General features: G+C 58.3%; 22 protein-coding genes. 14 read left to right on the top strand and 8 right to left on the bottom strand.

Annotated elements, in window-relative coordinates; translation table 11 throughout:
• Positions 1 to 43: 43 nt before the first annotated feature.
• Genes fhuA through fhuB form a run of 4 tightly spaced genes read left to right on the top strand, consistent with a single transcriptional unit; the run spans position 44 to position 5,966 of the window.
• Positions 44 to 2,251 (top strand): ferrichrome porin FhuA, encoded by a 2,208-nt coding sequence (gene fhuA / locus AC3EMD_RS22820; RefSeq protein ID WP_022065534.1) that lies wholly within the window; start codon positions 44 to 46, stop codon positions 2,249 to 2,251.
• Between the two features lie 45 nt (positions 2,252 to 2,296).
• On the top strand, positions 2,297 to 3,094 hold the full coding sequence (fhuC, locus tag AC3EMD_RS22815; RefSeq protein WP_022065535.1) for a Fe3+-hydroxamate ABC transporter ATP-binding protein FhuC: 798 nt from the start codon (positions 2,297 to 2,299) through the stop codon (positions 3,092 to 3,094).
• Positions 3,094 to 3,987, top strand: coding sequence for a Fe(3+)-hydroxamate ABC transporter substrate-binding protein FhuD (gene fhuD / locus AC3EMD_RS22810; RefSeq protein ID WP_022065536.1), 894 nt, complete (start codon positions 3,094 to 3,096; stop codon positions 3,985 to 3,987). Before fhuC ends, fhuD begins: the two co-directional genes overlap by 1 nt.
• Entirely contained in the window at positions 3,984 to 5,966 is a 1,983-nt protein-coding gene (gene fhuB / locus AC3EMD_RS22805; RefSeq protein ID WP_048271478.1) for a Fe(3+)-hydroxamate ABC transporter permease FhuB, read from the top strand. Before fhuD ends, fhuB begins: the two co-directional genes overlap by 4 nt.
• 223 nt (positions 5,967 to 6,189) lie before the next feature.
• Here the strand turns inward: fhuB and hemL are convergent, their stop codons facing one another.
• Complete coding sequence (hemL, locus tag AC3EMD_RS22800) at positions 6,190 to 7,470, bottom strand: glutamate-1-semialdehyde 2,1-aminomutase (RefSeq protein ID WP_012542813.1); 1,281 nt, start codon at positions 7,468 to 7,470, stop codon at positions 6,190 to 6,192.
• Positions 7,471 to 7,650: 180 nt separating this feature from the next.
• On the opposite strand from hemL, the gene clcA reads away from it, so the two are divergent.
• Positions 7,651 to 9,069, top strand: coding sequence for a H(+)/Cl(-) exchange transporter ClcA (gene clcA, locus AC3EMD_RS22795; RefSeq protein ID WP_008807364.1), 1,419 nt, complete (start codon positions 7,651 to 7,653; stop codon positions 9,067 to 9,069).
• 81 nt (positions 9,070 to 9,150) lie between these two features.
• The gene (erpA, locus tag AC3EMD_RS22790; RefSeq protein WP_008807363.1) at positions 9,151 to 9,495 is read left to right on the top strand and encodes an iron-sulfur cluster insertion protein ErpA; all 345 of its coding nucleotides are present in this window, start codon (positions 9,151 to 9,153) and stop codon (positions 9,493 to 9,495) included.
• Positions 9,496 to 9,580: 85 nt separating this feature from the next.
• Here the strand turns inward: erpA and AC3EMD_RS22785 are convergent, their stop codons facing one another.
• From AC3EMD_RS22785 to mtnN, 3 genes are read right to left on the bottom strand one after another with little or no spacing between them, the layout of a single operon-like run.
• Positions 9,581 to 10,204, bottom strand: a complete 624-nt coding sequence (locus AC3EMD_RS22785; protein WP_002889277.1) for a TRIC cation channel family protein — start codon at positions 10,202 to 10,204, stop codon at positions 9,581 to 9,583.
• A 36-nt stretch (positions 10,205 to 10,240) separates the two neighbouring features.
• Positions 10,241 to 11,041, bottom strand: a complete 801-nt coding sequence (gene btuF / locus AC3EMD_RS22780) for a vitamin B12 ABC transporter substrate-binding protein BtuF (RefSeq protein WP_012542811.1) — start codon at positions 11,039 to 11,041, stop codon at positions 10,241 to 10,243.
• Entirely contained in the window at positions 11,034 to 11,732 is a 699-nt protein-coding gene (mtnN, locus tag AC3EMD_RS22775) for a 5'-methylthioadenosine/S-adenosylhomocysteine nucleosidase (protein WP_012968908.1), read from the bottom strand. Before mtnN ends, btuF begins: the two co-directional genes overlap by 8 nt.
• 83 nt (positions 11,733 to 11,815) lie before the next feature.
• Here mtnN and dgt point away from each other — a divergent pair, with 83 nt between their 5' ends.
• The 3 genes from dgt (at position 11,816) to cdaR (ending at position 16,224) form a co-directional block, all read left to right on the top strand.
• The gene (dgt, locus tag AC3EMD_RS22770; RefSeq protein ID WP_008807360.1) at positions 11,816 to 13,330 is read left to right on the top strand and encodes a dGTPase; all 1,515 of its coding nucleotides are present in this window, start codon (positions 11,816 to 11,818) and stop codon (positions 13,328 to 13,330) included.
• Positions 13,331 to 13,464: 134 nt separating this feature from the next.
• Positions 13,465 to 14,898, top strand: coding sequence for a serine endoprotease DegP (gene degP, locus AC3EMD_RS22765; protein ID WP_008807359.1), 1,434 nt, complete (start codon positions 13,465 to 13,467; stop codon positions 14,896 to 14,898).
• 168 nt (positions 14,899 to 15,066) lie between these two features.
• On the top strand, positions 15,067 to 16,224 hold the full coding sequence (gene cdaR / locus AC3EMD_RS22760) for a DNA-binding transcriptional regulator CdaR (protein WP_012968907.1): 1,158 nt from the start codon (positions 15,067 to 15,069) through the stop codon (positions 16,222 to 16,224).
• 116 nt (positions 16,225 to 16,340) lie between these two features.
• Here the strand turns inward: cdaR and AC3EMD_RS22755 are convergent, their stop codons facing one another.
• From AC3EMD_RS22755 to map, 4 genes are all read right to left on the bottom strand, one after another.
• Positions 16,341 to 16,727: a DUF3461 family protein gene (locus AC3EMD_RS22755; protein ID WP_002889292.1), complete on the bottom strand. Its 387-nt coding sequence runs from the start codon at positions 16,725 to 16,727 to the stop codon at positions 16,341 to 16,343.
• A 107-nt stretch (positions 16,728 to 16,834) separates the two neighbouring features.
• Entirely contained in the window at positions 16,835 to 17,659 is an 825-nt protein-coding gene (gene dapD, locus AC3EMD_RS22750; RefSeq protein ID WP_002889295.1) for a 2,3,4,5-tetrahydropyridine-2,6-dicarboxylate N-succinyltransferase, read from the bottom strand.
• A gap of 30 nt (positions 17,660 to 17,689) precedes the next feature.
• A complete protein-coding gene (gene glnD / locus AC3EMD_RS22745) occupies positions 17,690 to 20,353 on the bottom strand; it encodes a bifunctional uridylyltransferase/uridylyl-removing protein GlnD (RefSeq protein WP_012542810.1) in 2,664 nt (887 codons plus the stop codon).
• 57 nt (positions 20,354 to 20,410) lie between these two features.
• Complete coding sequence (gene map / locus AC3EMD_RS22740) at positions 20,411 to 21,205, bottom strand: type I methionyl aminopeptidase (protein WP_004204446.1); 795 nt, start codon at positions 21,203 to 21,205, stop codon at positions 20,411 to 20,413.
• Positions 21,206 to 21,528: 323 nt separating this feature from the next.
• Here map and rpsB point away from each other — a divergent pair, with 323 nt between their 5' ends.
• The 5 genes from rpsB (at position 21,529) to ispC (ending at position 26,236) form a co-directional block, all read left to right on the top strand.
• The gene (gene rpsB / locus AC3EMD_RS22735; protein ID WP_008807356.1) at positions 21,529 to 22,254 is read left to right on the top strand and encodes a 30S ribosomal protein S2; all 726 of its coding nucleotides are present in this window, start codon (positions 21,529 to 21,531) and stop codon (positions 22,252 to 22,254) included.
• 119 nt (positions 22,255 to 22,373) lie between these two features.
• On the top strand, positions 22,374 to 23,225 hold the full coding sequence (tsf, locus tag AC3EMD_RS22730; RefSeq protein ID WP_004151930.1) for a translation elongation factor Ts: 852 nt from the start codon (positions 22,374 to 22,376) through the stop codon (positions 23,223 to 23,225).
• Between the two features lie 147 nt (positions 23,226 to 23,372).
• The gene (gene pyrH / locus AC3EMD_RS22725) at positions 23,373 to 24,098 is read left to right on the top strand and encodes a UMP kinase (RefSeq protein WP_004098747.1); all 726 of its coding nucleotides are present in this window, start codon (positions 23,373 to 23,375) and stop codon (positions 24,096 to 24,098) included.
• Positions 24,099 to 24,248: 150 nt separating this feature from the next.
• Positions 24,249 to 24,806 (top strand): ribosome recycling factor, encoded by a 558-nt coding sequence (gene frr / locus AC3EMD_RS22720; protein ID WP_002889308.1) that lies wholly within the window; start codon positions 24,249 to 24,251, stop codon positions 24,804 to 24,806.
• Between the two features lie 227 nt (positions 24,807 to 25,033).
• Positions 25,034 to 26,236, top strand: a complete 1,203-nt coding sequence (gene ispC, locus AC3EMD_RS22715; protein WP_046882478.1) for a 1-deoxy-D-xylulose-5-phosphate reductoisomerase — start codon at positions 25,034 to 25,036, stop codon at positions 26,234 to 26,236.
• Positions 26,237 to 26,304: the final 68 nt, after the last annotated feature.

The following is a 26,304-nucleotide window of genomic DNA, read 5'->3' as shown; positions in this document are numbered from 1 at the left end:
ATTATCGTTTACGTTATCATTCACTTTCATCAGAGATATACCCATGGCGCGTCCAAAAACTGCTCAGCCAAATCACTCGCTGCGTAAAATCGCAGTCGTAGTAGCCACGGCGGTTAGCGGCATGTCTGTCTATGCACAGGCTGCGGAACAACCGAAACAAGAAGAGACTATCACCGTCGTTGCGGCACCGGCCGCCCAGGAAAGCGCCTGGGGACCGGCGCCGACCATCGCGGCAAAACGCTCTGCCACGGCGACGAAAACCGATACCCCGATCGAAAAAACGCCGCAGTCTGTCTCGGTGGTCACGCGCCAGGAGATGGAGATGCGCCAGCCGACCACGGTAAAAGAGGCGCTCTCCTATACGCCGAGCGTCTTCTCCACCCGCGGTAGCTCGACCACCTATGATGTGGTCACCATCCGCGGTTTCACTACCTCGACGACCGTCAATACCAACCAGTATCTGGACGGCATGAAGCTGCAGGGAAATAACTACTCTGAAGTCTCCATGGACCCGTATTTCCTCGAGCGCGTGGAAGTGATGCGCGGGCCAACCTCGGTGCTGTACGGCAACAGCAACCCTGGCGGTATCGTCAGCATGGTCAGCAAACGCCCGACCACTGAGCCGCTGAAAGAAGTGCAGTTCAAGATGGGCACCGACAACCTGTGGCAGACCGGGTTTGACTTCAGCGACGCCATTGATGATGCCGGCGTCTGGTCCTATCGCCTGACCGGCCTGGGCCGCAGCCAGGATACCCAGCAGCAGATGGCGAAGTCTACCCGCTATGCGGTGGCGCCGTCCTTTAGCTGGCGCCCGGACGATAAAACCGACTTCACCTTCCTGAGCAACTTCCAGAATGACCCGGATGCGGGCTACTACGGCTGGCTGCCGCGCGAAGGCACCGTGGTGCCGTATTACGATGCCAACGGGAAGGCGCACAAGCTGCCGACCGATTTCAACGAAGGCGAGGCGGATAATAAGATCTCGCGCCGCCAGAAGATGGTGGGTTATAGCTTCTCCCATCAGTTTGATGACACCTTTACCGTGCGGCAGAACCTGCGCTATGCCGAGGTTGATACCTTGTATCGCTCGGTGTACGGGAATGGCTATGTCGCCCCGGGCTACATGAATCGCGCCTATGTGCGTTCTGATGAGCACCTGAACACCTTTACCGTCGATACCCAGCTGCAGTCTGCTTTCGCCACCGGCGCGGTCAGCCATACGCTGCTGACCGGCGTGGATTACTCGCGGATGCGCAACGATGTGGATGCCGACTACGGGACGGCGGATCCTATCAGCATGAGCAACCCGCAATACGGCAACCCGAATATTCAGGTCACTTTCCCGTACGCGGTCCTCAACCGAATGGAGCAGACGGGCCTGTACGCGCAGGATCAGATGGAGTGGGATAAGTGGGTCATGACCCTGGGCGGCCGTTACGATTACGCCACCACCTCAACGTTAACTCGCTCCAGCAACAGCCTGGCGGAGAATCACGACCAGCAGTTCACCTGGCGCGGCGGTATCAATTACCTGTTTGATAACGGCATCTCTCCGTACTTCAGCTACAGCGAATCCTTCGAGCCGGTATCGGGCTCCGGGCTTAACGGCCAGCCGTTCGATCCGTCGCGTGGCAAGCAGTATGAAGCTGGCGTGAAATATGTGCCGAAAGACATGCCGGTGGTGGTCACCGCCGCGGTCTATCAGCTGACCAAAGATAAGAACCTGACGGCGGATCCGGCTAACCAGGCGTTCAGCATCCAGACCGGCGAGATCCGCTCCCGCGGCCTTGAGCTGGAGGCGAAAGCGGCGGTGAACGCCAATATCAACGTCACCGCGGCTTACAGCTATACCGATGCGGAATACACTCACGATACGGTGTTCAACGGCAAGCGTCCGGCGGAAGTGCCGCGCAATATGGCCTCCCTGTGGGCGGATTACACCTTCCACGAAACCGCGCTCAGCGGTTTGACGGTCGGCGCCGGGGCGCGCTATATCGGTTCTACGGTCAGCTATTACAAAACTGACACCAGCACCGGTAACAAAAATGATGCCTTCAATGTGGCCGGTTATGCGCTGATGGATGCGACGGTCAAATACGATCTGGCGCGCTTTGGCCTGCCGGGCTCTTCGGTCGGCGTCAACGTCAACAACCTGTTTGACCGCGAATATGTCTCCAGCTGCTATAGCGAATACGCCTGCTACTGGGGTGCGGGACGTCAGGTTGTCGCGACCGCAACCTTCCGCTTCTAACTACTCACGGGCGCGGTTCGCCGCGCCCAACATCAGGTTGTTGCTATGCAGGAACAGACTCCGCACTCTGAGACCACCTTTGCGTTAAATGGCGTGACCTTTCGCGTACCGGGTCGCACGCTGCTTCACCCCCTTTCGTTAACCTTCCCGGCAGGAAAAGTGACTGGCCTGATAGGCCATAACGGTTCCGGCAAATCCACATTACTGAAAATGCTCGGCCGCCATCAGCCGCCTTCCGCGGGCGAGGTGCTGCTGGACGGCCAGCCGCTGGAGAGCTGGAGTAGCAAGGCGTTTGCCCGCAAAGTGGCCTATCTGCCGCAGCAGCTGCCGGCGGCGGAAGGGATGACAGTTCGCGAGCTGGTGGCGATAGGTCGCTACCCGTGGCATGGCGCGCTGGGGCGCTTCGGCGTGGCGGATCGCGAAAAGGTGGAAGAGGCGATCGCGCTGGTGGGGCTGAAGCCTTTGGCGCAGCGGCTGGTGGACAGTCTCTCCGGCGGCGAGCGTCAGCGGGCGTGGATCGCCATGCTGGTGGCGCAGGATAGCCGCTGTCTGCTGCTTGATGAACCGACCTCGGCGCTGGATATCGCCCATCAGGTCGATGTCCTGGCGCTGGTGCATCGTCTCAGCCAGCAGCGTGGCCTGACGGTGATCGCGGTCCTGCATGATATCAATATGGCTGCCCGCTACTGCGATTATCTGGTCGCGCTGCGCGGTGGGGAAATGATCGCCCAGGGAACGCCAGCAGAACTGATGCGCAGCGACACGCTGGAACAAATCTACGGCATCCCGATGGGGATCCTGCCGCACCCGGCGGGCGCGGCGCCGGTAAGTTTTGTCTATTGATGATGAACCCAACTCTGATAACCCGACGCCGCCTGCTGACCGCGATGGCGCTCTCGCCGCTGCTGTGGCAGATGCGCGGCGCGCAGGCGGCGAACATTGACCCGCAGCGCGTCGTCGCGCTGGAGTGGCTGCCGGCCGAACTGCTGCTGGCGCTTGGCGTCACGCCCTACGGCGTGGCCGACATTCCCAACTATCGCCTGTGGGTGAACGAACCCGCGCTGCCCGCGTCGGTAATCGATGTCGGCCTGCGCACCGAACCCAATCTTGAGCTGCTGACGCAGATGAAACCGTCGTTTATCGTCTGGTCGGCAGGCTATGGCCCGTCGCCAGAAAAGCTGGCGCGTATCGCGCCTGGCCGTGGTTTCACCTTCAGCGACGGCAAACGGCCGCTGGCGATGGCCCAGCGTTCGCTACTGGAAATGGCCGACCTGCTGGGTAAACAACAGCAGGCGAAGCGCCATCTGGCGGAGTTCGACGCGCTGATGGAGAACCTGCGTCCGCGATTTGCCCGGCGTGGCGATCGCCCACTGCTGATGATTTCGCTGCTTGATGCCCGCCACGTGCTGGTATTCGGTGAGAACTGCCTGTTCCAGGAGGTGCTTGACCGCTTTGGCATTCAAAACGCCTGGCGCGGCGAAGCGGCATTCTGGGGCAGCGTCACCGTCGGTATTGATCGGCTGGCGGCATTTAACGAGGCCGATGTGATCTGTTTCGATCATGGCAACGATCGGGAGATGGCCCAGCTGTTGGCGACCCCGCTGTGGCAGGCGATGCCGTTCGTGCGCGCGGGGCGTTTCCAGCGGGTTCCGGCGGTGTGGTTCTATGGCGCGACGCTGTCGGCGATGCATTTCGCCCGCGTGCTGGCCGATACGCAGGGGAGGGCGGCGGTATGAACGCGCGTCTCTCGCCGTTAGCCATTCTCCTGCTGACCGGGCTGCTGGTTGCCGCTTTCGCGCTGAGCATCGTCAACCTCAATGTCGCTTTACCTTACGCGCAATGGCGTCAGGCGCTGTGGCAGCCGGATATCGATAATATCGCCCAGATGCTGTTCCATTACAGCCTGCTGCCGAGGCTGGCGATATCGCTGCTGGTCGGCGCCGGGCTGGGGCTGGTCGGCGTGCTGTTCCAGCAGGTGCTGCGTAACCCGCTGGCGGAGCCAACCACGCTCGGCGTCGCCACCGGCGCACAGCTGGGAATGACGGTGACGACGCTATGGGCCATCCCTGGCGTGCTGGCCTCGCAGTTTGCGGCGCTGGCTGGGGCTTGTCTGGTGGGGGCGCTGGTGTTTGGCGTCTCGTGGGGCAAACGTCTGTCGCCGGTGACGCTGATCCTGGCCGGCCTGGTAGTGAGTCTCTATTGCGGCGCGGTCAATCAGCTGATGGTGATTTTCCATCACGATCAGCTGCAAAGCATGTTCCTGTGGAGTACCGGCACCCTGACGCAGACCGACTGGAGCGTGGTGCAACGCCTGTGGCCGCAGCTGCTCGGCGGCGCGATGTTGACGCTGTTATTGCTACGCCCGTTAACCCTGATGGGACTCGATGATGGCGTGGCGCGCAACCTTGGGCTGGCGCTGTCTCTGGCGCGGCTTGGCGTGCTGACGCTGGCGATTGTCATCAGCGCGCTGCTGGTTAACGCGGTCGGCATTATCGGCTTTATCGGTCTGTTCGCGCCGCTGCTGGCGAAAATGCTCGGCGCCCGCCGCCTGCTGCCGCGATTGCTGCTGGCGGCGCTAATTGGCGCGTTGATCCTGTGGCTTTCCGATCAAATTATTCTCTGGCTCAGCCGGGTCTGGCGGGAAGTCTCGACCGGGTCAGTCACCGCGCTGATTGGCGCGCCTTTATTGCTGTGGCTGCTGCCGCGGCTGCGCAGCATCAGCGCCCCGGTGATGAATGGCGGCGATAAAGCGTTGATCGAGCGCCGCCACGTGCTGTGGTTCGCGCTGGGCGGCTTAGCGCTGCTGCTGTTGGCGATAACCGCCGCGCTGACCTTTGGTCGCGATGCCCATGGCTGGCAGTGGGCCAGCGGCGATCTGCTGGCGCAACTGATGCCCTGGCGCTGGCCACGTGTGCTCTCGGCGCTGTTCGCCGGGGTGATGCTGGCGGTCGCGGGCTGCATCATTCAACGCCTGACCGGCAACCCGATGGCCAGCCCGGAAGTACTGGGCATCAGCTCTGGCGCGGCGTTCGGTGTGGTATTGATGCTGTTCTTCGTGCCGGGCAACGCCTTTGTCTGGCTGTTGCCTGCCGGCAGCCTTGGCGCGGCGGCAACGCTGCTGGTTATTCTGATCGCCGCCGGGCGCGGCGGTTTCTCGCCGCACCGGATGCTGCTGGCGGGGATGGCGCTGAGTACCGCCTTCACCATGCTGTTGATGATGCTGCAGGCCAGCGGCGATCCGCGCATGGCGCAGATCCTGACGTGGATGTCCGGTTCGACCTATAGCGCGACGCCGGAGATGGCGCTGCGTAGTGGCGTGGTGATGCTGGCGCTGCTGGCGCTGGCGCCGCTCTGCCGCCGCTGGCTGACCATTTTGCCGCTGGGCGGCGAGGCGGCGCGGGCGGTGGGGATGGCGCTGACGCCATCGCGTATCGGGTTGCTGCTGCTGGCGGCGAGCCTGACGGCGACGGCGACGCTCACCATTGGGCCGTTAAGTTTCGTTGGCCTGATGGCGCCGCATATTGCGAGGATGCTGGGATTCCGCCGGACGATGCCGCATATGGTGATTTCCGGGCTGACGGGCGGGATGCTGCTGGTGTTCGCCGACTGGTGCGGGCGAATGATGATGTTCCCCTACCAGATCCCGGCGGGGCTGTTGTCGACCTTTATCGGCGCGCCGTACTTTATCTATTTGCTGAGAAAGCAGAGCCGCTAACGATCCTGGATGGCCTCAATATCCCCGGTGGCGCTAGCGCTTACCGGGGCTACAGCGCTGTGCAATTTGGTAGCCCGGACAAGGCGCAGCGCGCCGCCTCCGGGAAACTCCCCGGTGGCGCTAGCGCTTACCGGGGCTACAGCGCTGTGCGATTTGGTAGCCCGGACAAGGCGCAATGCGCCGCCTCCGGGAAAATCCCTGCGCCACCAGGCGTTCAAGTACCTTACAGTTTGGCAAACACCCGACGGGCGGCGTCGATGGTGTTGTTAATGTCCTCTTCGCTGTGGGCGATGGACATAAAGCCGGCTTCAAACGCCGACGGCGCCAGGTACACACCTTCCTCCAGCATCAGGTGGAAGAAGCGCTTGAAGCGTTCGACATCGCACTTCACCACGTCCTGATAGCAGGTGACGGTTTCGGCATCGGTAAAGAAGATGCCGAACATGCCGCCGACGTTATTGACCACCAGCGGGATCCCGGTTTCGCGCGCCGCGTTCAGCAGGCCATCCGCCAGCTGGTTGGTCAGCTCGGTCAGGGTTTCATGCACGCCCGGCTGCGCCACTTCGCTTAAGCAGGCGAAGCCAGCGGCCATGGCGATCGGGTTACCGGAGAGCGTACCAGCCTGGTACACCGGGCCGGTCGGCGCCAGCGCGTCCATCACTTCGCGGCGGCCGCCGAAGGCGCCCACCGGCATCCCGCCGCCGATGATTTTCCCGAGACAGGTCAGATCCGGCTCCACGCCGTAATAAGCCTGGGCGCCCGCCAGCGCCACGCGGAAGCCGGTCATCACTTCGTCGATGATCAGCAGGGCGCCAAATTCGTCGCACAACGCGCGCAGGCCCGGCAGGAACTCCGGCTGCGGCGGAATGCAGTTCATATTCCCGGCGACCGGCTCGACGATGATGCAGGCGATATCCTGTGGATATTGCTCGAACGCCGCGCGTACCGAGGCGAGGTCGTTATAGGTGCAGGTCAGGGTATGTTTCGCGAAATCGGCTGGCACGCCCGGCGAATTTGGCTGGCCGAGGGTCAGCGCGCCGGAACCGGCTTTCACCAGCAGACAGTCGGCATGGCCGTGATAGCAGCCTTCGAACTTAATGATCTTATCGCGGCCGGTGAAGCCGCGGGCCAGGCGAATCGCGCTCATGGTCGCTTCGGTGCCGGAGTTCACCATCCGCACCATATCCATGGTCGGGACCAGCTCGGTCACCAGCTCCGCCATTTTCACTTCCATTTCGGTCGGCGCGCCAAAGCTCAGGCCGCGGGACGCCGCTTCGATCACCGCATTGCGGATAGCCGGGTGGTTGTGGCCCAGCACCATCGGACCCCAGGAGCCGACATAATCGATATAGGCCTTCCCGTCCACGTCATAAAGATAGGCGCCATCCGCGCGTTCGATAAACAGCGGCGTGCCGCCGACGCCGGTGAAGGCGCGCACCGGCGAGTTAACGCCGCCGGGGATCAGTTCGCGCGCAGCATGGTATAGATTTTCAGATTTGCTCATGGCCAGGGTCCTGGTTCGTGAAAAATGTTTTATCGGCTATTCTAAGTTATTCCAGGATGGTTATGAAAGTTTTGCCCAATTGAAACAATGCGCCGCAAGGGCATTTTTTTGACGACGCAGCGCGCCGGGACGGCTAAAATGCCTCTCTCTTCATTTGTATTACCAATAATTGATAATGGCATGAAAGCAGAAACTCCCTCTTTTGAAGCACATCAGTTCGTGCGGGTACGTCGCGGCGATGCGGTGCGCCGTTTGATTCAGCGCGATAAAACGCCGCTGGCGGTCCTGTTGATGGCGGCGGTGGTTGGCACGCTGGCCGGTCTGGTGGGCGTGGCGTTTGAAAAGAGCGTGAACTGGGTGCAGAACCAGCGGATCGGCGCGCTGGCGCAGGTGGCCGATCATTGGTATCTGGTCTGGCCGCTGGCGTTTATCTTGTCGGCGCTGCTGGCAATGGTCGGTTATTTTCTCGTGCGCCGCTTTGCGCCGGAGGCGGGCGGCTCCGGGATCCCGGAAATCGAAGGGGCGCTGGAGGAGCTGCGGCCGGTGCGCTGGTGGCGCGTGCTGCCGGTGAAATTCATCGGCGGCATGGGGACCCTGGGCGCCGGAATGGTGCTGGGACGCGAAGGGCCGATGGTGCAGCTTGGCGGCAACATTGGACGCATGGTGCTGGATATCTTCCGCATGCGCAGTCCGGAGGCGCGGCACACGCTGCTGGCGACCGGTGCGGCGTCGGGGCTCTCGGCGGCCTTTAATGCGCCGCTGGCCGGTATTCTGTTTATCATCGAAGAGATGCGCCCGCAGTTTCGCTACAACCTGATCTCCATTAAAGCGGTATTTACCGGCGTGATCATGTCGAGCATTGTGTTTCGTATTTTCAATGGCGAAGCGGCGATCATTGAGGTAGGCAAGCTGAGCAACGCCCCGGTGAATACCCTGTGGCTGTATCTGGTGCTGGGCATGCTCTTTGGTTGCTTTGGTCCGCTGTTTAACTTCCTGGTGCTGCGCACCCAGGATATCTTCCAGCGCATCCACGGTGGCAATATCAAAAAATGGGTATTGATGGGCGGGGTCATCGGCGGGATCTGCGGCCTGCTGGGGCTGATGCAGCCCTCCGCGGTGGGCGGTGGCTTTAACCTGATCCCCATCGCCGCCGCCGGTAATTTCTCCGTCGGTTTGCTGCTGTTTATCTTTATTGCCCGCGTGGTGACCACGCTGATCTGCTTCTCTTCCGGCGCGCCGGGGGGGATCTTCGCGCCGATGCTGGCGCTGGGCACCTTGCTGGGCACGGCGTTCGGCATGGCGGCTATTCCGCTGTTTCCGGCCTACCATCTCGATGCCGGCACCTTCGCCATCGCCGGGATGGGGGCGCTGCTGGCCGCCTCGGTGCGCGCGCCGCTCACCGGGATTGTGCTGGTGCTGGAGATGACGGATAACTATCAGCTCATTTTGCCAATGATTATTACCTGCCTTGGCGCAACACTACTGGCGCAATTCCTCGGCGGTAAGCCTTTGTATTCGACCATTCTGCAACGTACTCTGGCGAAGCAGGAGGCCGAGCAGGCGGCAAAAGCGCAGCAGGCACCGCGGGAGAATACTTGAACGATTTACCAGGGTATTAGATAATGGCTCAAAAGGTCCGGTTATTCTTTAACCGGCCGGAAGTATCAATGGGAGCAAAAAATGAGTGATGACGTAGCGTTGCCGCTGGAGTTTACCGAAGCCGCAGCCAACAAAGTAAAACACCTGATTGCGGATGAAGATAATCCGAACCTGAAACTGCGCGTGTATATCACCGGCGGCGGTTGCAGCGGTTTCCAGTATGGCTTCACCTTTGACGATCAGGTGAACGAAGGCGATATGACCATCGAGAAACAGGGCGTCGGCCTGGTGGTTGACCCAATGAGCCTGCAGTATCTGGTCGGCGGCGCCGTCGACTATACCGAGGGTCTGGAAGGTTCGCGTTTCATCGTGACCAACCCGAACGCGAAAAGCACCTGCGGCTGCGGTTCCTCATTCAGCGTTTAAAGCGAGTGCGACCGGGCGCCTTCTCCTCCAGCGAGAGGGAGCCAACGCGAAAAACGGTAACCTTAAGGTTACCGTTTTGCTTTTACTACCGCCCGTTATCGTCCAGGGCAAACGTCGGCAGCTTCAGGTGCCAGCGGATCGCCGCCAGACGGATCACCAGTGTCACCACCATGCCCATCATCGCCGAATTCTCCAGCGGGAGATGAAAGGTGTCGTGTGCTGTAGCGTGGACAATGCCGCCGACAATACAGGCGGTGGCGTAGATCTCGGTGCGCAGAATCATGGGAATTTCGCGCGCCAGCACGTCACGGATAATCCCGCCGCCGACGCCGGTGACCACCCCCATGCAGACCGCCACCAGCGGACCACTGCCGGCGAGAAAGGCTTTATTGACGCCGATGCCGACAAACACCGCCAGACCGACGGCATCAAGAACGGGCAGTATCCATTTCGGCAGCCGACGCGGCTGGCGGACCAGCAGGATGGTCAGCATGCTGGTGACCATCGCCACCACCAGATCGGTGGGATCTTTGACCCAGAATACCGGGCCATTCGCCAGCGCCATGTCGCGGATGGTTCCGCCGCCCACCGCCGTCACCACGCCTAACACCAGCACGCCGAATGGGTCCATGCGTAATTTTCCCGCCAGCAGAACGCCGGAGATCGCGAAGACAGCCGTGCCAATAATATCCAGCCAATAGACAAGCATCGTTGATTCCCACTGAACATCCGGTGCGCCGGATGATTATTTTACCTGGTCAAGCGCCGCACAAAGTTGTTTGGCGGCGAGGATAATACGTGGGCTTGCGCGTTCAAACCAGTCGCTGTGTAACGCAATCAACGAAATGGTGAGCTGATGTTGCCAAAAGCGCTGCGCTTCGGCAATGCGGCTGGCGTCGCCGGTCACCACGATCGCCTGCGGCTGGCGGGCCAGCACCTGTTCGCGGCTCACCTGCGGCCAGGGAACACGGCTGGTGGCAAAGATATTCTCGCCGCCGCACAGCCCCAGCACCTGATCCTGAATCGAACCGGGACCACTGGTGAATAGCGGCGCGGATCCGAACTGCAGGAAGACGCGTTTCTTCGGCGCATTGGCATAGCGCGCTTTCAGCGTATCGTATTCCTGCTGCATCGCCTGCGCCGCCTGCTGCGCTTTTTCCGGCTGCGGGCTCCACTGCGCCAGCTGACGCAGGGTGGCGATGATCTCTTCTATCGTCGAGGTCTGCACCCAGAGGACATGAATACCCAGCGACTGCAGCTGGTTAACCTGGCGTTCGGCATTGCCCCCGCGCCAGGCCAGCACCACGTCTGGCTTTAGCGCCACGATGCGCTCCAGGTTCATCCCCTGCCAGCTGGCAACCTGTTCTATGGTTTTGGCCTGCGGCGGATAATCGGAATAGCTGCTGACGCCGACCGGCGTGATCCCGGCGGCAAAGGCCAGTTCGGTATTGGCGGGGGAGAGGGTGACCACCCGCGGCGCGGCCAGTAGCCACGCCGGGGCGAGTAACAGCAGCGCGGCAAGCGCGAAGGATAGCGACTTAGCCACGTGCCAGGTTCTGTACCAGATTCTCCACCATCAGGGTGGACTGTCTGGCGGCGACCGCAAGGAACTCGTCAAAACTGAGGTGGGACTGCTGATCGGCCACGTCGGAGATGGCGCGAACCACCACGAAGGGAACCTTGAAGTTATGGCAGACGTGAGCGATGGCGGTCGCTTCCATTTCCACGGCGATTGCCTGCGGGAAATTATGGCGGATCTTCGCCAGCGCGACGGAGCCGTTAATGAAGGCATCGCCGCTGACGATCAGGCCGCGAACGGCATTGAGATCTAACGCTTTAATGCAGTCTTCGGCGGCGGCCACCAGCTTATCGTCCGCTTTAAAGCCCGCCGGGCAGCCAGGCAGCTGGCCATACTCATAACCGAAGGCAGTGACGTCGGCATCGTGGTAGCGCGCTTCATCGGAGACGACGATATCGCCGACCTTCAGCGTCGGCGCGAGGCCGCCGGCAGAACCGGTATTAATGATCACGTCAGGCTGGCAGCGCTCCAGCAGCAGGGTCGCGCCCGTCGCCGCCGCCACTTTCCCGATACCAGACTTCAGCAGAGCGACGTCAACGCCGTGAAGTTGGCCGGTATAGATTTCGCTCCCGCCAATAGTGATAGTCTGGCGGTTTTCGATTTTGTCGCGCAGGAGGGTAACTTCCTCTTCCATAGCGCCAATAATGCCAATTTTCATAGATTTACTCGCGATGTGTCAGGTTTAGTTGCATAGTCTATCATGCGCTTAAGGGGAAGCGTATTGCTCGCGCGGGAGAGGCTATGGCAAAGATTGATTTTCGCAACAAGATAAACTGGCGTCGACGCTTCCGTTCGCCGCCGCGGGTGGAGACGGAGCGCGACATCCTGCGGATCTTCGAAAGCGATCGGGGGCGGATCGTCAACTCGCCGGCCATCCGCCGCCTACAGCAAAAAACCCAGGTCTTCCCGCTGGAGCGCAACGCGGCGGTCCGTACTCGCCTGACCCACTCGCTGGAGGTGCAGCAGGTGGGGCGCTATATCGCCAAAGAAGTGCTTAGCAGGCTGAAAGAGCAGAAGCTACTGGAAGAGTATGGCCTGGAAGAGCTGACCGGGCCATTCGAGAGCGTGGTTGAAATGGCCTGCCTGATGCACGACATTGGCAACCCGCCGTTTGGCCACTTTGGCGAGGCGGCGATTAACGACTGGTTTCGCCAGCGCCTGGCCCCCGGCGATGCGCTCGGCCAGCCGTTGACCGACGATCGCTGCGAGGTACAGGCGTTACGCCTGCACGAAGGGGAAACGGCGCTGAATGCGCTGCGGCGTAAAGTGCGCCAGGATCTCTGCAGCTTTGAGGGCAACGCGCAGGGGATTCGTCTGGTCCACACGCTGATGCGGATGAATCTGACCTGGGCGCAGGTGGGCTGCATCCTGAAATATACCCGACCGGCGTGGTGGTTCGAGGCGACGCCAGCCAGTCACAGTTATTTAATGAAGAAGCCTGGCTATTATTTAGCCGAAGAAGAGTATGTCGCGCGCCTGCGTAAAGAACTGGATCTGGCACCTTACAATCGATTCCCATTAACCTGGATTATGGAGGCCGCGGATGACATCTCATATTGCGTCGCGGATCTCGAGGACGCGGTTGAAAAACGTATTTTCAGCGCCGAGCAGCTTTATCAGCATCTTTACGACGCCTGGGGCAACCATGAAAAAGGATCGTTATTCTCTCAGGTAGTGGAAAATGCCTGGGAAAAATCGCGAGCTAATTACCTGCGACAGAGCGCGGAAGATCAGTTTTTTATGTATTTGCGGGTAAACACGCTGAATAAGCTGGTGCCCTACGCGGCGCGCCGATTTATTGATAACCTGCCGGCCATCTTCACTGGCGACTTTAATCATGCGCTGCTTGAGGACGATAGCGATTGCAGCCAGCTGCTGGAACTCTATAAAAATGTAGCGATGAAACAGGTCTTTAGCCATCCGGATGTCGAGCAGCTGGAATTGCAGGGCTACCGGGTGATTAGCGGCCTGCTGGATATCTATCAGCCGCTGCTGAAATTATCTCTGGAGGATTTCAGCGAATTAGTGGCGCAGGAGCGGGTACGGCGGTTACCCATTGCCTCCCGGCTGTATCAGAAACTTTCAACCCGTCACCGGCTGGCCTATGTTGAAGCAGTAAATAAGCTGGTGCGCACGGCGCCCGAATTTGCGCTGATGGAATACTATTATCGCTGCCGTCTGATCCAGGATTATATCAGCGGAATGACGGATTTGTATGCGTGGGATGAATATCGGCGACTGATGGCGGTGGAATAGGCTGGAGTTTTGTAAAGATGGACAATAAATTTTTACTTTTTCCAGAAACTTAATTCCGGAACTTAGCGCTATAAAATGACTCTGATAGTCACGTACACAGCAACTTTCGTTATCTGATATTGAGATTGAAACTGATGAAAAAAACCACGTTAGCAATGAGTGCACTGGCTCTGAGTTTAGGTCTGGCGTTGTCCCCGCTCTCTGCGAGCGCGGCAGAAACGGCATCTTCGGCCACTAATGCACAGCAGATGCCAAGCCTGGCCCCGATGCTGGAGAAGGTGATGCCATCGGTGGTGAGCATTAACGTTGAAGGTAGCACCACTGTTAATACCCCACGGATGCCGCGTAACTTCCAGCAGTTCTTTGGCGATAATTCGCCGTTCTGCCAGGATGGTTCTCCTTTCCAGAGTTCACCGTTTTGCCAGGGCGGTGGACAGGGCGGTCAGCCTGACGGCGGCCAGCAGCAGAAATTCATGGCGCTGGGCTCCGGCGTCATCATTGATGCGGCCAAAGGGTATGTGGTGACCAACAACCACGTTGTGGACAACGCCACCACGATTAAGGTTCAACTGAGCGATGGCCGTAAGTTTGATGCCAAAGTCGTGGGCAAAGATCCGCGCTCCGATATCGCGCTGATTCAGATTCAGGATCCGAAAAACCTGACGGCGATTAAGCTGGCTGATTCTGATGCGCTGCGCGTCGGCGACTACACCGTGGCTATCGGTAACCCGTTTGGTCTGGGCGAAACCGTGACCTCCGGGATTGTCTCCGCGCTGGGCCGTAGCGGCCTGAACGTGGAAAACTACGAAAACTTTATCCAGACCGATGCGGCGATTAACCGCGGGAACTCCGGCGGCGCGCTGGTGAACCTCAACGGTGAGCTGATCGGCATTAACACCGCCATCCTGGCGCCGGACGGCGGCAACATCGGTATCGGTTTTGCTATCCCGAGCAACATGGTGAAAAACCTGACCGAGCAGATGGTGAAATATGGCCAGGTGAAACGCGGTGAGCTGGGCATCATGGGCACCGAACTGAACTCTGAACTGGCGAAAGCGATGAAAGTCGACGCCCAGCGCGGCGCCTTCGTCAGCCAGGTGATGCCAGGTTCGGCAGCCGCCAAAGCGGGCATTAAAGCCGGCGACGTGATCACCACCCTCAATGGCAAGGCGATCAGCAGCTTCGCCGCGCTACGTGCTCAGGTCGGCACCATGCCTATCGGCAGCAAAGTTGAGCTTGGCCTGCTCCGCGACGGCAAACCGGTCACCGTTACCGTCGAACTGCAGCAGAGCAACCAGACCCAGGTGGATTCCAGCACCATCTTCAACGGGATTGAAGGGGCGGAAATGAGTAACAAGGGTCAGGATAAGGGCGTGGTGGTCAACAATGTGAAAGCCGGCACCCCGGCGGCGCAGATTGGCCTCAAGAAAGGCGATATCATTGTCGGGGCGAATCAGCAGCCGGTGAAAAACATCGCCGATCTGCGGAAAATCTTCGACGCCAAACCGTCCGTGCTGGCGCTGAACATTCAGCGCGGCGACGCCTCTATCTACCTGCTGTTGCAGTAATCGTCAGCGCAAGCGCCACAGCCCCTTCCCTCGCCGAGGGCAGGGGCTTTTTTTTCGTTCTGTGACCACTTCCACAACTCCACATATCTCGCCCCGCCTTCGGGCATATGCACAATGCAGCAGGACGGAGACTCTTTTATGCTGGTGCCCTGCATAGGGGAGGATTACATGGCTGGCTGGCATCTTGATACCAAAATGGCGCAGGATATTGTGGCGCGCACGATGCGCATCATCGATACCAACATCAACGTGATGGATGCCCGCGGGCGGATTATTGGCAGCGGCGATCGGGAAAGAATTGGTGAATTGCACGAAGGCGCGCTGCTGGTGCTTTCTCAGGGGCGGGTGGTGGATATCGACGATGCGGTCGCTCGCCATCTGCACGGCGTGCGTCAGGGGATCAACCTGCCGCTACGCCTCGAAGGTGAAATCGTCGGGGTGATCGGCCTGACCGGCGAGCCGGAGGCGCTGCGGAAATATGGCGAGCTGGTGTGCATGACGGCAGAGATGATGCTGGAGCAGTCGCGGCTGATGCATCTCCTTGCGCAGGACAGCCGCCTGCGCGAAGAGCTGGTGATGAACCTGATTCAGGCGGAAGAGCATACCCCGGCGCTGAACGAATGGGCTCAGCGGTTAGGTATCGATCTCAATCAGCCGCGGGTGGTGGCGATGATTGAGGTGGACAGCGGCCAGCTCGGCGTGGACAGCGCGATGGCGGAACTGCAGCAGTTGCAGAACGCGCTGACCACCCCCGATCGCAATAATCTGGTGGCCATTGTGTCACTCACGGAAATGGTGGTGCTGAAACCGGCGCTGAACAGCTTTGGCCGCTGGGATGCCGACGATCACGTCCGCCGCGTCGAGCAGCTTATCGCCAGGATGAAAGAGAATGGTCAGCTCCGCTTTCGCGTGGCGCTGGGCAACTTCTTCACCGGTCCCGGGAGTATCGCCCGCTCTTACCGTACCGCACGGACGACCATGATGGTGGGTAAGCAACGAATGCCGGAGAGCCGCAGCTATTTCTATCAGGATCTGATGCTGCCGGTGCTGCTAGACAGCCTGCGCGGCGGCTGGCAGGCCAATGAACTGGCCCGTCCGCTGGCGCGTCTGAAGGCTATGGATAACAACGGTTTGCTGCGGCGTACGCTGCAGGCGTGGTTTCGCCATAACGTGCAGCCGCTGGCGACATCAAAGGCGCTGTTTATTCATCGCAATACCCTGGAGTATCGGTTGAACCGTATCTCGGAGCTGACCGGTCTGGATCTCGGCAGCTTTGACGATCGGCTGCTGCTCTATATAGCCCTGCAGCTGGATGAGCAACGATAGGGCGTCGAGATAAAAATGCCGGGAGGCGGTTCGCCTTACCCGGCCTGGAGGATGCATGGCGTAAGCGGCAGATTATATTGGTTGCCCGGTCAGGCGGTGCGCCGCCGGGAACGCTGTCACTTACGGGTAAGTTTTTCCAGATCGGCTTCGATTTCGCTGATCTTATTGGTGACCACGCTTTCCAGATGGCGTAAATCGTCGAGGATTTTACGCTTGAGATCGATTTCAGTGCGATCGCGCTGGCAGATCTGATCCAGTTCGTCGATGACGTAGCGCAGATTGGGGCTGATCTCCTGGACTTCTTTGTAGCCCTGGCCGACGCCGTCGGCGACAACGGTTTTGCGCTGACGCGGGTATTTAAACTTCACGCTCTTGGCGAAGAATTCGCCTTTGTCTTTCTGAAAATAGATTTTCAGGATGTCGTTGTTAGCTTCCTGCCGCAGGCTATAGCGATCGATCTCATCAGGGTTGGTAATGCCAAGACTTTTCAGATTATCGTACATAACGGTACCTTTGATAGCATCATAACCATTGAATAATTAACGAAAAAATCCATTTTCGCCAGCATCAAATATAAAAAAAGCGGGATATCTCCCGCTTTTTATTTGCTTTAGTCGATGGTGCGCAGCAGTTCGTTAATGCCGACTTTGCCGCGGGTTTTGGCATCGACTTTCTTAACGATCACCGCGCAGTACAGGCTGTATTTACCATCCTTCGACGGCAGGTTGCCTGACACGACTACCGAGCCAGCCGGTACGCGGCCGTAGAAGACTTCACCGGTTTCGCGATCGTAGATTTTGGTGCTCTGACCCAGGTAAACGCCCATGGAGATGACGGAGCCTTCTTCGACAATCACCCCTTCAACCACTTCAGAGCGCGCGCCGATGAAGCAGTTGTCTTCGATGATGGTCGGGTTCGCCTGCAGCGGCTCCAGTACGCCACCGATGCCGACGCCGCCGGACAGGTGAACGTTTTTACCGATCTGCGCGCAGGAGCCGACGGTAGCCCAGGTATCAACCATGGTGCCTTCGTCAACGTAGGCGCCGATGTTAACGTAGGACGGCATCAGCACGGTGTTGCGGGCGATGAATGCGCCCTGACGTACCGCTGCCGGCGGCACCACGCGGAAACCTTCTTTCTGGAAACGCGCTTCGTCATAGTCAGCGAATTTCATCGGTACTTTATCGAAGTAGCGGCTTTCCGCACCATCGATAACCTGGTTATCGTTAATACGGAAAGAGAGCAGTACCGCTTTCTTCAGCCATTGATGCGTCACCCACTGACCATCGATCTTCTCAGCGACGCGCAGCGCGCCGGAATCCAGAAGGGCGATAACCTGGTTTACCGCTTCGCGGGTCACGGTATCCACATTGGCCGGCGTGATGTCGGCGCGACGCTCGAAGGCGGACTCAATAACGTTCTGTAACTGCTGCATTGTTTCTTTCCATTCACTAAAAAAAATACGTCACCCTTTATCGTTTGGATTGAGGGCCTCTGTCAACCGTTGTTGCACTTCTTGTTGTAGCTCATTATTAAGGCCACGCCGGTCGGCGGTGGCGATTATAAATAAATCTTCTACTCGCTCACCAATTGTCGTAATTCGCGCCCCGTGAAGCGAAATACCGAGGTCGGCGAACACCTGGCCGACGCGGGCGAGCAGCCCTGGCTGATCGAGCGCAATCAGCTCGAGAAACGATTTTCGATCGGTATGGGTCGGCAGGAAATTCACCTCTGTCGGAACAGAGAAGTGACGCAGTTTTGCCGCCTGACGACGCGGGGCCGGGGGTTCCCAGCTACGCTGAGTTATCGTCTGTTCAAGACCGTGGCGAATCGCGTCGTGGCGGTCAGCGGAAAGCGGGCTGCCGTCGGGTTCGAGGACAATAAAGGTATCCATCGCCATGCCGTCGCGGGTGGTGAAGATCTGCGCGTCGTGGACGCTAAGGTTGCGACGGTCCAGTTCGCCGCACACCGCGGCAAACAGATAAGGGCGATCCGGGCTCCAGATAAAAATCTCCGTACCGCCGCGGGTGGCCTGCGAACTCAGCAGAATCATCGGCTTATTCAGATCGTGACGCAGCAGGTTGCGGGCGTGCCAGGCGAGCTGCGTCGGCGTATGCCGCACGAAATAGTTGGCGCGGCAGCGGTTCCAGATCTGATGCAGCGCCTCTTCATTAATATTGTCCATCCGCAGCAGGGCCAGCGCCTGCAGCTGATGATGACGCACCCGTTCGCGCATATCCGGGGTGCTTTGCATGCCCCGACGCAGCTGTTTCTCGGTGGCGAAATAGAGTTCGCGCAGCAGACTCTGCTTCCAGCTGTTCCACAGCGTTTCGTTAGTGGCGCAGATATCGGCAACGGTCAGGCACACCAGATAGCGCAGGCGATTTTCCGTTTGCACTTCCTCGGCGAACTGCTTAATCACCTCCGGATCCTGAATGTCGCGCCGCTGGGCGGTGACCGACATCAGCAGATGGTGACGCACCAGCCAGGCGACCAGCTGCGTTTCGCGAGAGTTCAGTCCGTGCAGCTCGGCAAACTTCAGCACATCCTGCGCGCCGAGGATCGAGTGGTCGCCGCCACGCCCTTTCGCAATGTCGTGGAACAGGGCGGCGATTAAAATCAGCTCCGGGTGCGTTAAGCGCGGCCATAGCTCCACGCACAGCGGGTGGCGGCTGCGGGTTTCTTCTTTGGCAAAGCTCTCCAGCTTCAGCATCACGCGGATGGTGTGTTCATCGACGGTGTAGGCGTGAAACAGATCGAACTGCATCTGGCCGACGATATGTGACCACTGCGGCATATAGGCCCACAGCACGCTATGGCGATGCATCGGCAGCAGTCCGCGGCTGACCGCCCCCTGATGGCGCAGCATGCTGAGAAAGAGCGTGCGCGCCTCCGGGATATAGCACAGCGGCTGGGTCAGATGGCGCCGGGCATGGCGCAGATGGCGCAACGTCGTGGAGTAGATGCCGGTGATGGTGCTGTTGCGTACCATCATATAAAACATGCGCAGAATGGCCTGCGGTTCGCGAATAAACAACGTGTCGTCACGCAGATCGATAAGGGTGCCGCGAAGCTGGAAGTCATCGTCTATCGGGCGCGGTTTTTCATCCTCGGTCAGGGCGAGAATAGCCTCTTCAAACAGCTGAAGCAGCATCTGGTTCAGCTCGCTCACCCGGCGGGTGACGCGGAAGAAGTCCTTCATCATATGCTCAATCGGCTGGTTGCCGTCGCCTTCATAGCCAAGCCGGCGGGCGACGCTGAGCTGGCGGTCGAAAAGCAGACGGTTGTCATAGCGAGTGAGCTCGAGATGCAGTGCGAAACGGATGCGCCACAGCTGATGCAGACACTCGTTGAGCTCATTGCGCTCGGCTTCAGTCAGAAAGCCGAAGCCGACCATCTCATCCATCGAGGTGGCGCCAAAATGACGGCGAGCCACCCACTGTAGCGTATGGATGTCACGCAGGCCGCCGGGGCTGCTTTTCACGTCCGGCTCCAGGTTATAGCTGGTGCCGTGATAGCGTTGATGACGGACGTTCTGCTCTTCCACCTTGGCGGCGAAGAACTTTTCCGATGGCCAGAAGCCGTCGCTAAAAATATGTTTTTGCAGTTCAAGGAACAGCGCGACGTCGCCGATCAGCAGGCGCGATTCAATCAAGTTAGTGGCGACGGTGAGATCCGAAAGTCCTTCGAGCAGGCACTCTTCGAGGGTGCGCACGCTGTGGCCCACCTCCAGCTTGACGTCCCACAGCAGCGTCAGCAGTTCGCCGACCTTTTGCGCCTGGTCGTCCGGCAGTTTTTTGCGGCTGAGGATCAGCAGGTCGACGTCAGAGAGCGGATGCAGCTCGCCGCGGCCATAGCCGCCGACGGCGACCAGCGCCAGATCGCAGACGGATTCAAAACCGTAGGCGATCCACAACCGCTGCAGCAGCTGGTCGATAAATTCGGTGCGCGCCGCAATGAGCTGCTCCGCGGCGATGCCGGAGTCAAACGCCTCGCCCAGCCAGTGCTGGAAGGTATCGATGTGCGCCTTAATTGCAGCACAGTTCAGATCGCCCTGTGGCCAGCTCACCGGATGTTCCGGCGGGACGGGCAGAAGAGGGGAGGCTGTGTCAGGTAATGAGTTGCTCATCGCGTCACCATAAGAAAAAACTATCTAATAAAAAAGCCGGCGGGCGCCGGCTTTTCATCATTCATCGTGCGAGATTATCGCCGGGATGGTGTCATCCTTGCGTAGCGTCAGAATTTCGCAGCCGTTGTCTGTCACCACAATAGTATGCTCGTACTGCGCAGACAAGCTCCGGTCTTTAGTTTTCACCGTCCAGCCGTCTTTCATGCTGCGGATCTCTTTTTTACCCGCGTTGACCATCGGCTCGATGGTGAAGGTCATGCCGGGTTTGAGCACAACGTTGGTTTCCGGTGAGTCGTAGTGCAGCACCTGCGGCTCTTCATGGAAGCCGCGGCCGATACCGTGGCCACAGTATTCGCGCACCACGGAAAAACCTTCGGCTTCAACGTATTTCTGGATCGCCGCGCCGATAGTGCGCAGGTTGATCCCCGGCTTCACCATTTTCAGCGCCAGATACAGGCTTTCCTGAGTGATGCGGCACAGGCGCTCGCCGAGAATCGTCGGTTTACCGACGATAAACATTTTGGAGGTGTCGCCATGGAAATCATCTTTAATGACCGTCACGTCGATGTTAACGATATCGCCATCTTTCAGCAGTTTGCCGTCGTCAGGGATACCGTGGCAAACCACTTCGTTGACCGAAATGCAGACGGACTTCGGATAGCCGTGATAGCCGAGGCAGGCGGAAATGGCCTTCTGCTCGTTAACGATATAGTCGTTACAGATGCGGTCCAGTTCGCCGGTGCTGACGCCAGGTTTAACCCAGGGTTCGATCATTTCCAGCACTTCAGCGGCCAGGCGGCCGGCAACGCGCATTTTTTCAATGTCTTCAGATGTCTTGATAGAGATAGCCATGGAGTATGTCCAGCAGTGTCGATATTTTCGACAATAATAGAGTAAGTCCTGCCAATGGTAACAGTCCGGGCAGGCTGGTGCCAAATTGAGAATCATTAACAGCACGTGGCGTCAACAAGAGTTGGTGTCTGGGCGGATTTTGTGGTATAAAGCGCGCCGGACTTCCGTTCCATCTCAGATACACAAGGATGGGACGTAAGCGACATACTCATATTGTGTAAATAACACACACGTATCGACACATATTCCGGGGTGCCCTTTGGGGTCGGTAATATGGGATACGTGGAGGCATAACCCCAATTTAATCTATAGAGGTTTTAAACATGGCAACTGTTTCCATGCGCGACATGCTCAAGGCTGGTGTTCACTTTGGTCACCAGACCCGTTACTGGAACCCGAAAATGAAGCCTTTCATCTTCGGCGCGCGTAACAAAGTTCACATCATCAACCTTGAGAAAACGGTACCGATGTTCAACGAAGCTCTGGCTGAGCTGAACAAAATCTCTGCCCGTAAAGGCAAGATCCTGTTCGTGGGTACTAAGCGCGCTGCAAGCGAAGCGGTAAAAGAAGCTGCTAACAGCTGCGACCAGTTCTTCGTGAACCATCGCTGGCTGGGCGGTATGCTGACTAACTGGAAAACCGTTCGTCAGTCCATCAAACGTCTGAAAGACCTGGAAACTCAGTCCCAGGACGGTACTTTCGACAAGCTGACCAAGAAAGAAGCGCTGATGCGCACTCGTGAGCTGGACAAGCTGGAAAACAGCCTGGGCGGTATCAAAGACATGGGCGGCCTGCCGGACGCACTGTTCGTTATCGACGCTGACCACGAGCACATCGCTATCAAAGAAGCAAACAACCTGGGTATCCCGGTATTTGCTATCGTTGATACCAACTCTGATCCGGACGGCGTAGACTTCGTTATCCCGGGTAACGACGATGCAATCCGCGCAGTAAGCCTGTACCTGGGCGCTGTTGCTGCTACCGTTCGTGAAGGTCGCTCTCAGGACCTGGCTTCTCAGGCGGAAGAAAGCTTCGTAGAAGCTGAATAATAAGGTTTAAGCCCTTATTAGTACCGTGTATGAATAGGGGCCCATTACAGGCCCCTTTTTTCAATTTACGCTGTTTGGCCGTTGGCCGGGCAGTATCCACATCTCCCGAGGATTTTAGAATGGCTGAAATTACCGCTTCCCTGGTAAAAGAACTGCGCGAACGTACTGGCGCAGGCATGATGGATTGCAAAAAAGCGCTGACTGAAGCGAATGGCGACATCGAGCTGGCAATCGAAAACATGCGTAAATCCGGCGCGATCAAAGCGGCGAAGAAAGCAGGCAACGTGGCTGCTGACGGCGTGATCAAAACCAAAATCGAAGGCAACTACGGTTACATTCTGGAAGTTAACTGCCAGACTGACTTCGTTGCTAAAGATGGTGGTTTCCAGGCATTTGCTGACAAAGTACTGGACGCTGCTGTTGCGGGTAAAATCTCCGACGTTGAAGTTCTGAAAGCGCAGTTCGAAGAAGAACGCGTTGCGCTGGTTGCTAAAATCGGTGAGAACATCAACATCCGTCGTATCGCTGTTCTGGAAGGCGACGTTCTGGGTAGCTACCAGCACGGTGCGCGCATTGGTGTTCTGGTTGCCGCTAAAGGCGCTGACGAAGAGCTGGTTAAGCAGCTGGCAATGCACGTTGCTGCAAGCAAGCCGGAATTCGTTAAGCCGGAAGACGTGTCTGCTGAAGTGGTAGAGAAAGAGTACCAGGTTCAGCTGGACATCGCGATGCAGTCCGGTAAGCCGAAAGAAATCGCAGAGAAAATGGTTGAAGGCCGCATGAAGAAATTCACCGGCGAAGTTTCTCTGACGGGTCAGCCTTTCGTTATGGAGCCGAGCAAATCTGTTGGTCAGCTGCTGAAAGAGCACAACGCTGACGTGACTGGCTTCATCCGCTTTGAAGTGGGCGAAGGCATCGAGAAAGTTGAGACTGACTTTGCAGCAGAAGTTGCTGCGATGTCCAAGCAGTCTTAATTTTTACAAGGAGCCGCCTGAGGGCGGCTTCTTTTTGCGCCCATTTTGTAAATTCAGCCAACTGCGTATAGTGACCGCGCTGAAATGCGACATACAATGTCGCCAGAATTCTCATATCTCATTCGTTGACAGTCTCAGGAAAGAAACATGGCTACCAATGCAAAACCCGTCTACAAACGTATTCTGCTGAAATTAAGTGGCGAAGCGCTGCAGGGCTCAGAAGGCTTCGGTATTGATGCAAGCATACTTGACCGCATGGCTCAGGAGATCAAAGAGCTGGTCGAGCTGGGTATTCAGGTTGGCGTAGTAATTGGTGGTGGTAACCTGTTCCGTGGTGCTGGTCTGGCGAAAGCGGGTATGAACCGCGTTGTGGGCGACCACATGGGCATGCTGGCAACGGTCATGAACGGCCTGGCAATGCGTGATGCGCTCCACCGCGCCTATGTGAACGCTCGTCTGATGTCCGCCATCCCGCTGAACGGCGTGTGCGACAACTACAGCTGGGCAGAGGCGATCAGCCTGCTGCGCAACAACCGTGTGGTGATCCTCTCCGCAGGCACCGGCAACCCGTTCTTTACCACCGATTCCGCAGCCTGCCTGCGTGGTATTGAAATTGAAGCCGACGTGGTGCTGAAAGCGACCAAGGTTGACGGTGTGTTTACCGCGGATCCGGCAAAAGATCCTTCTGCCACCATGTACGATCAGCTGACCTACAGCGAAGTGCTGGATAAAGAGCTGAAAGTCATGGATCTGGCGGCCTTCACCCTGGCGCGTGACCACAAATTGCCGATTCGCGTCTTCAACATGAACAAACCCGGCGCCCTGCGTCGCGTGGTCATGGGCGAAAAAGAAGGCACATTGATCACGGAATAATTCCCGTCAGCGCCAAATCCGGGTAATATTCCGCTTTACTTTCGCGGGGATATTGCCCGGTGATTTTCATTAAATCTGACTATACTTAGCTCATTTTCCGACGGGTGTCCCGTCTGGTCTGACTGAGACAAGCTTTCAAGGATTCGTAACGTGATTAGCGATATCAGAAAAGATGCTGAAATCCGCATGGAAAAATGCGTCGAAGCATTCAAAAACCAAATCAGCAAAATTCGCACGGGTCGTGCTTCTCCGAGCCTGCTGGACGGGATTGTTGTTGAATACTACGGTACGCCGACTCCGCTGCGCCAGCTGGCCAGCGTCACCGTCGAAGACTCCCGTACCCTGAAAATCAACGTCTTTGACCGTTCTATGTCTGCGGCTGTTGAAAAAGCGATCATGGCGTCTGACCTCGGTCTGAACCCAAGCTCCGCCGGCAGCGATATTCGTGTTCCGCTGCCGCCGCTGACCGAAGAGCGTCGTAAAGATCTGACCAAGATCGTCCGTGGCGAAGCTGAGCAGGCGCGTGTCGCCGTGCGTAACGTTCGCCGTGACGCGAACGACAAAGTTAAAGCGCTGCTGAAAGAGAAAGAGATCAGCGAAGATGACGATCGCCGTTCTCAGGACGACGTGCAGAAAATGACTGACGCCGCCATCAAGAAAGTTGACGCGGCGCTGGCAGATAAAGAAGCGGAACTGATGCAGTTCTGATGCTCTGCTGTTGCTCGGGCCGACACTTCCTGGCCTGAGTAAAATCTGAAACGCCGTACAGAAGACTGTACGCTCAATTCTCGGGATTGCGTTGAGCTGGCTGGCCTTGTAGCCTTTAGCGCTAAGTTGAAGGCCTGATGCCGCCGCCTTACCCCCGATAGTTGTCGCGTAGGGGCTTGCTGGCGGCGTTTTGCTTTTTATTCTGTTTCCTTTCTTCTGGACGTCTCATGAAGCAATTAACCGTTCTCGGTTCGACCGGCTCCATTGGCTGTAGCACGCTGGACGTGGTACGCCATAACCCTGGTTGCTTTTCCGTCGCCGCGCTGGTCGCGGGGAAAAACGTTGACCGCATGGTTGAACAATGCCTGGAATTTACTCCGCGTTACGCCGTGATGGATGATGCGCAAAGCGCTGAGCGGTTGCGCACCCGTCTGCATGAGCATGGCTGCCGTACCGAGGTGCTGAGCGGCCAGCAGGCGGCGGCTGAGGTCGCGGCGCTGGATGAGGTCGATCAGGTGATGGCGGCAATCGTCGGCGCGGCGGGGCTGGTACCGACGCTTGCGGCGATCCGCGCCGGGAAAACCGTGTTGTTGGCGAATAAAGAATCGCTGGTGACCTGCGGTCGCTTGTTCATGGAGGCCGTTCAGCGGTCGGGGGCGCGATTGCTGCCGGTCGATAGCGAACATAACGCGATTTTTCAGAGTATGCCGGAGACAATTCAACAGCATCTGGGATACGCTGACCTCACCCGGAATGGCGTCTCGTCCATTCTGTTAACCGGTTCCGGGGGGCCTTTCCGCGAGACGGACGTGGCTGAACTATCGGCGATGACCCCGGATCAGGCCTGCCGCCATCCCAACTGGTCGATGGGACGTAAGATCTCCGTCGATTCAGCCACGATGATGAACAAAGGTCTGGAATATATTGAAGCGCGCTGGCTGTTCAATGCTTCGGCGCAGCAGATGGAAGTGCTGATCCACCCGCAGTCGGTGATCCACTCGATGGTTCGCTATCAGGACGGCAGCGTGCTGGCCCAGCTTGGGGAGCCGGATATGCGCACGCCGATTGCTCATACCATGGGCTGGCCACAGCGCCTGAGCTCCGGGGTCAAACCACTGGACTTCTGCCAGCTGAGCAACCTGAGCTTCTCCGCGCCGGACTACGCCCGCTATCCCTGCCTGAAGCTGGCGATGGACGCGTTTGAGGTCGGCCAGGCGGCCACCACGGCGCTGAATGCGGCCAATGAAGAGTCGGTTGCCGCGTTTCTGCATGGCGATATCCGCTTTACCGATATTGCGGCGGTGAATCTGGCGGTGCTGGATAAGATGAACCTGCAGGAGCCGCAAAGCATTGATGATGTTCTGGTTATCGACGCTGACGCTCGTGCGGTAGCTCACCAGCAGCTTAATCGTTTGGGCGCGCAGGCGTAACGCGGTGGTATTTGTGGGCGAAAGGCTTCGGTGATATAGTCTGCGCCACCCGATCGTTGCATTTTGTT

This window comes from Klebsiella sp. PK18 (assembly GCF_057784655.1).
The sequence above is the reverse complement of the archived record's forward strand: the minus strand, read 5'-3'. Positions and strand labels throughout refer to the sequence as shown.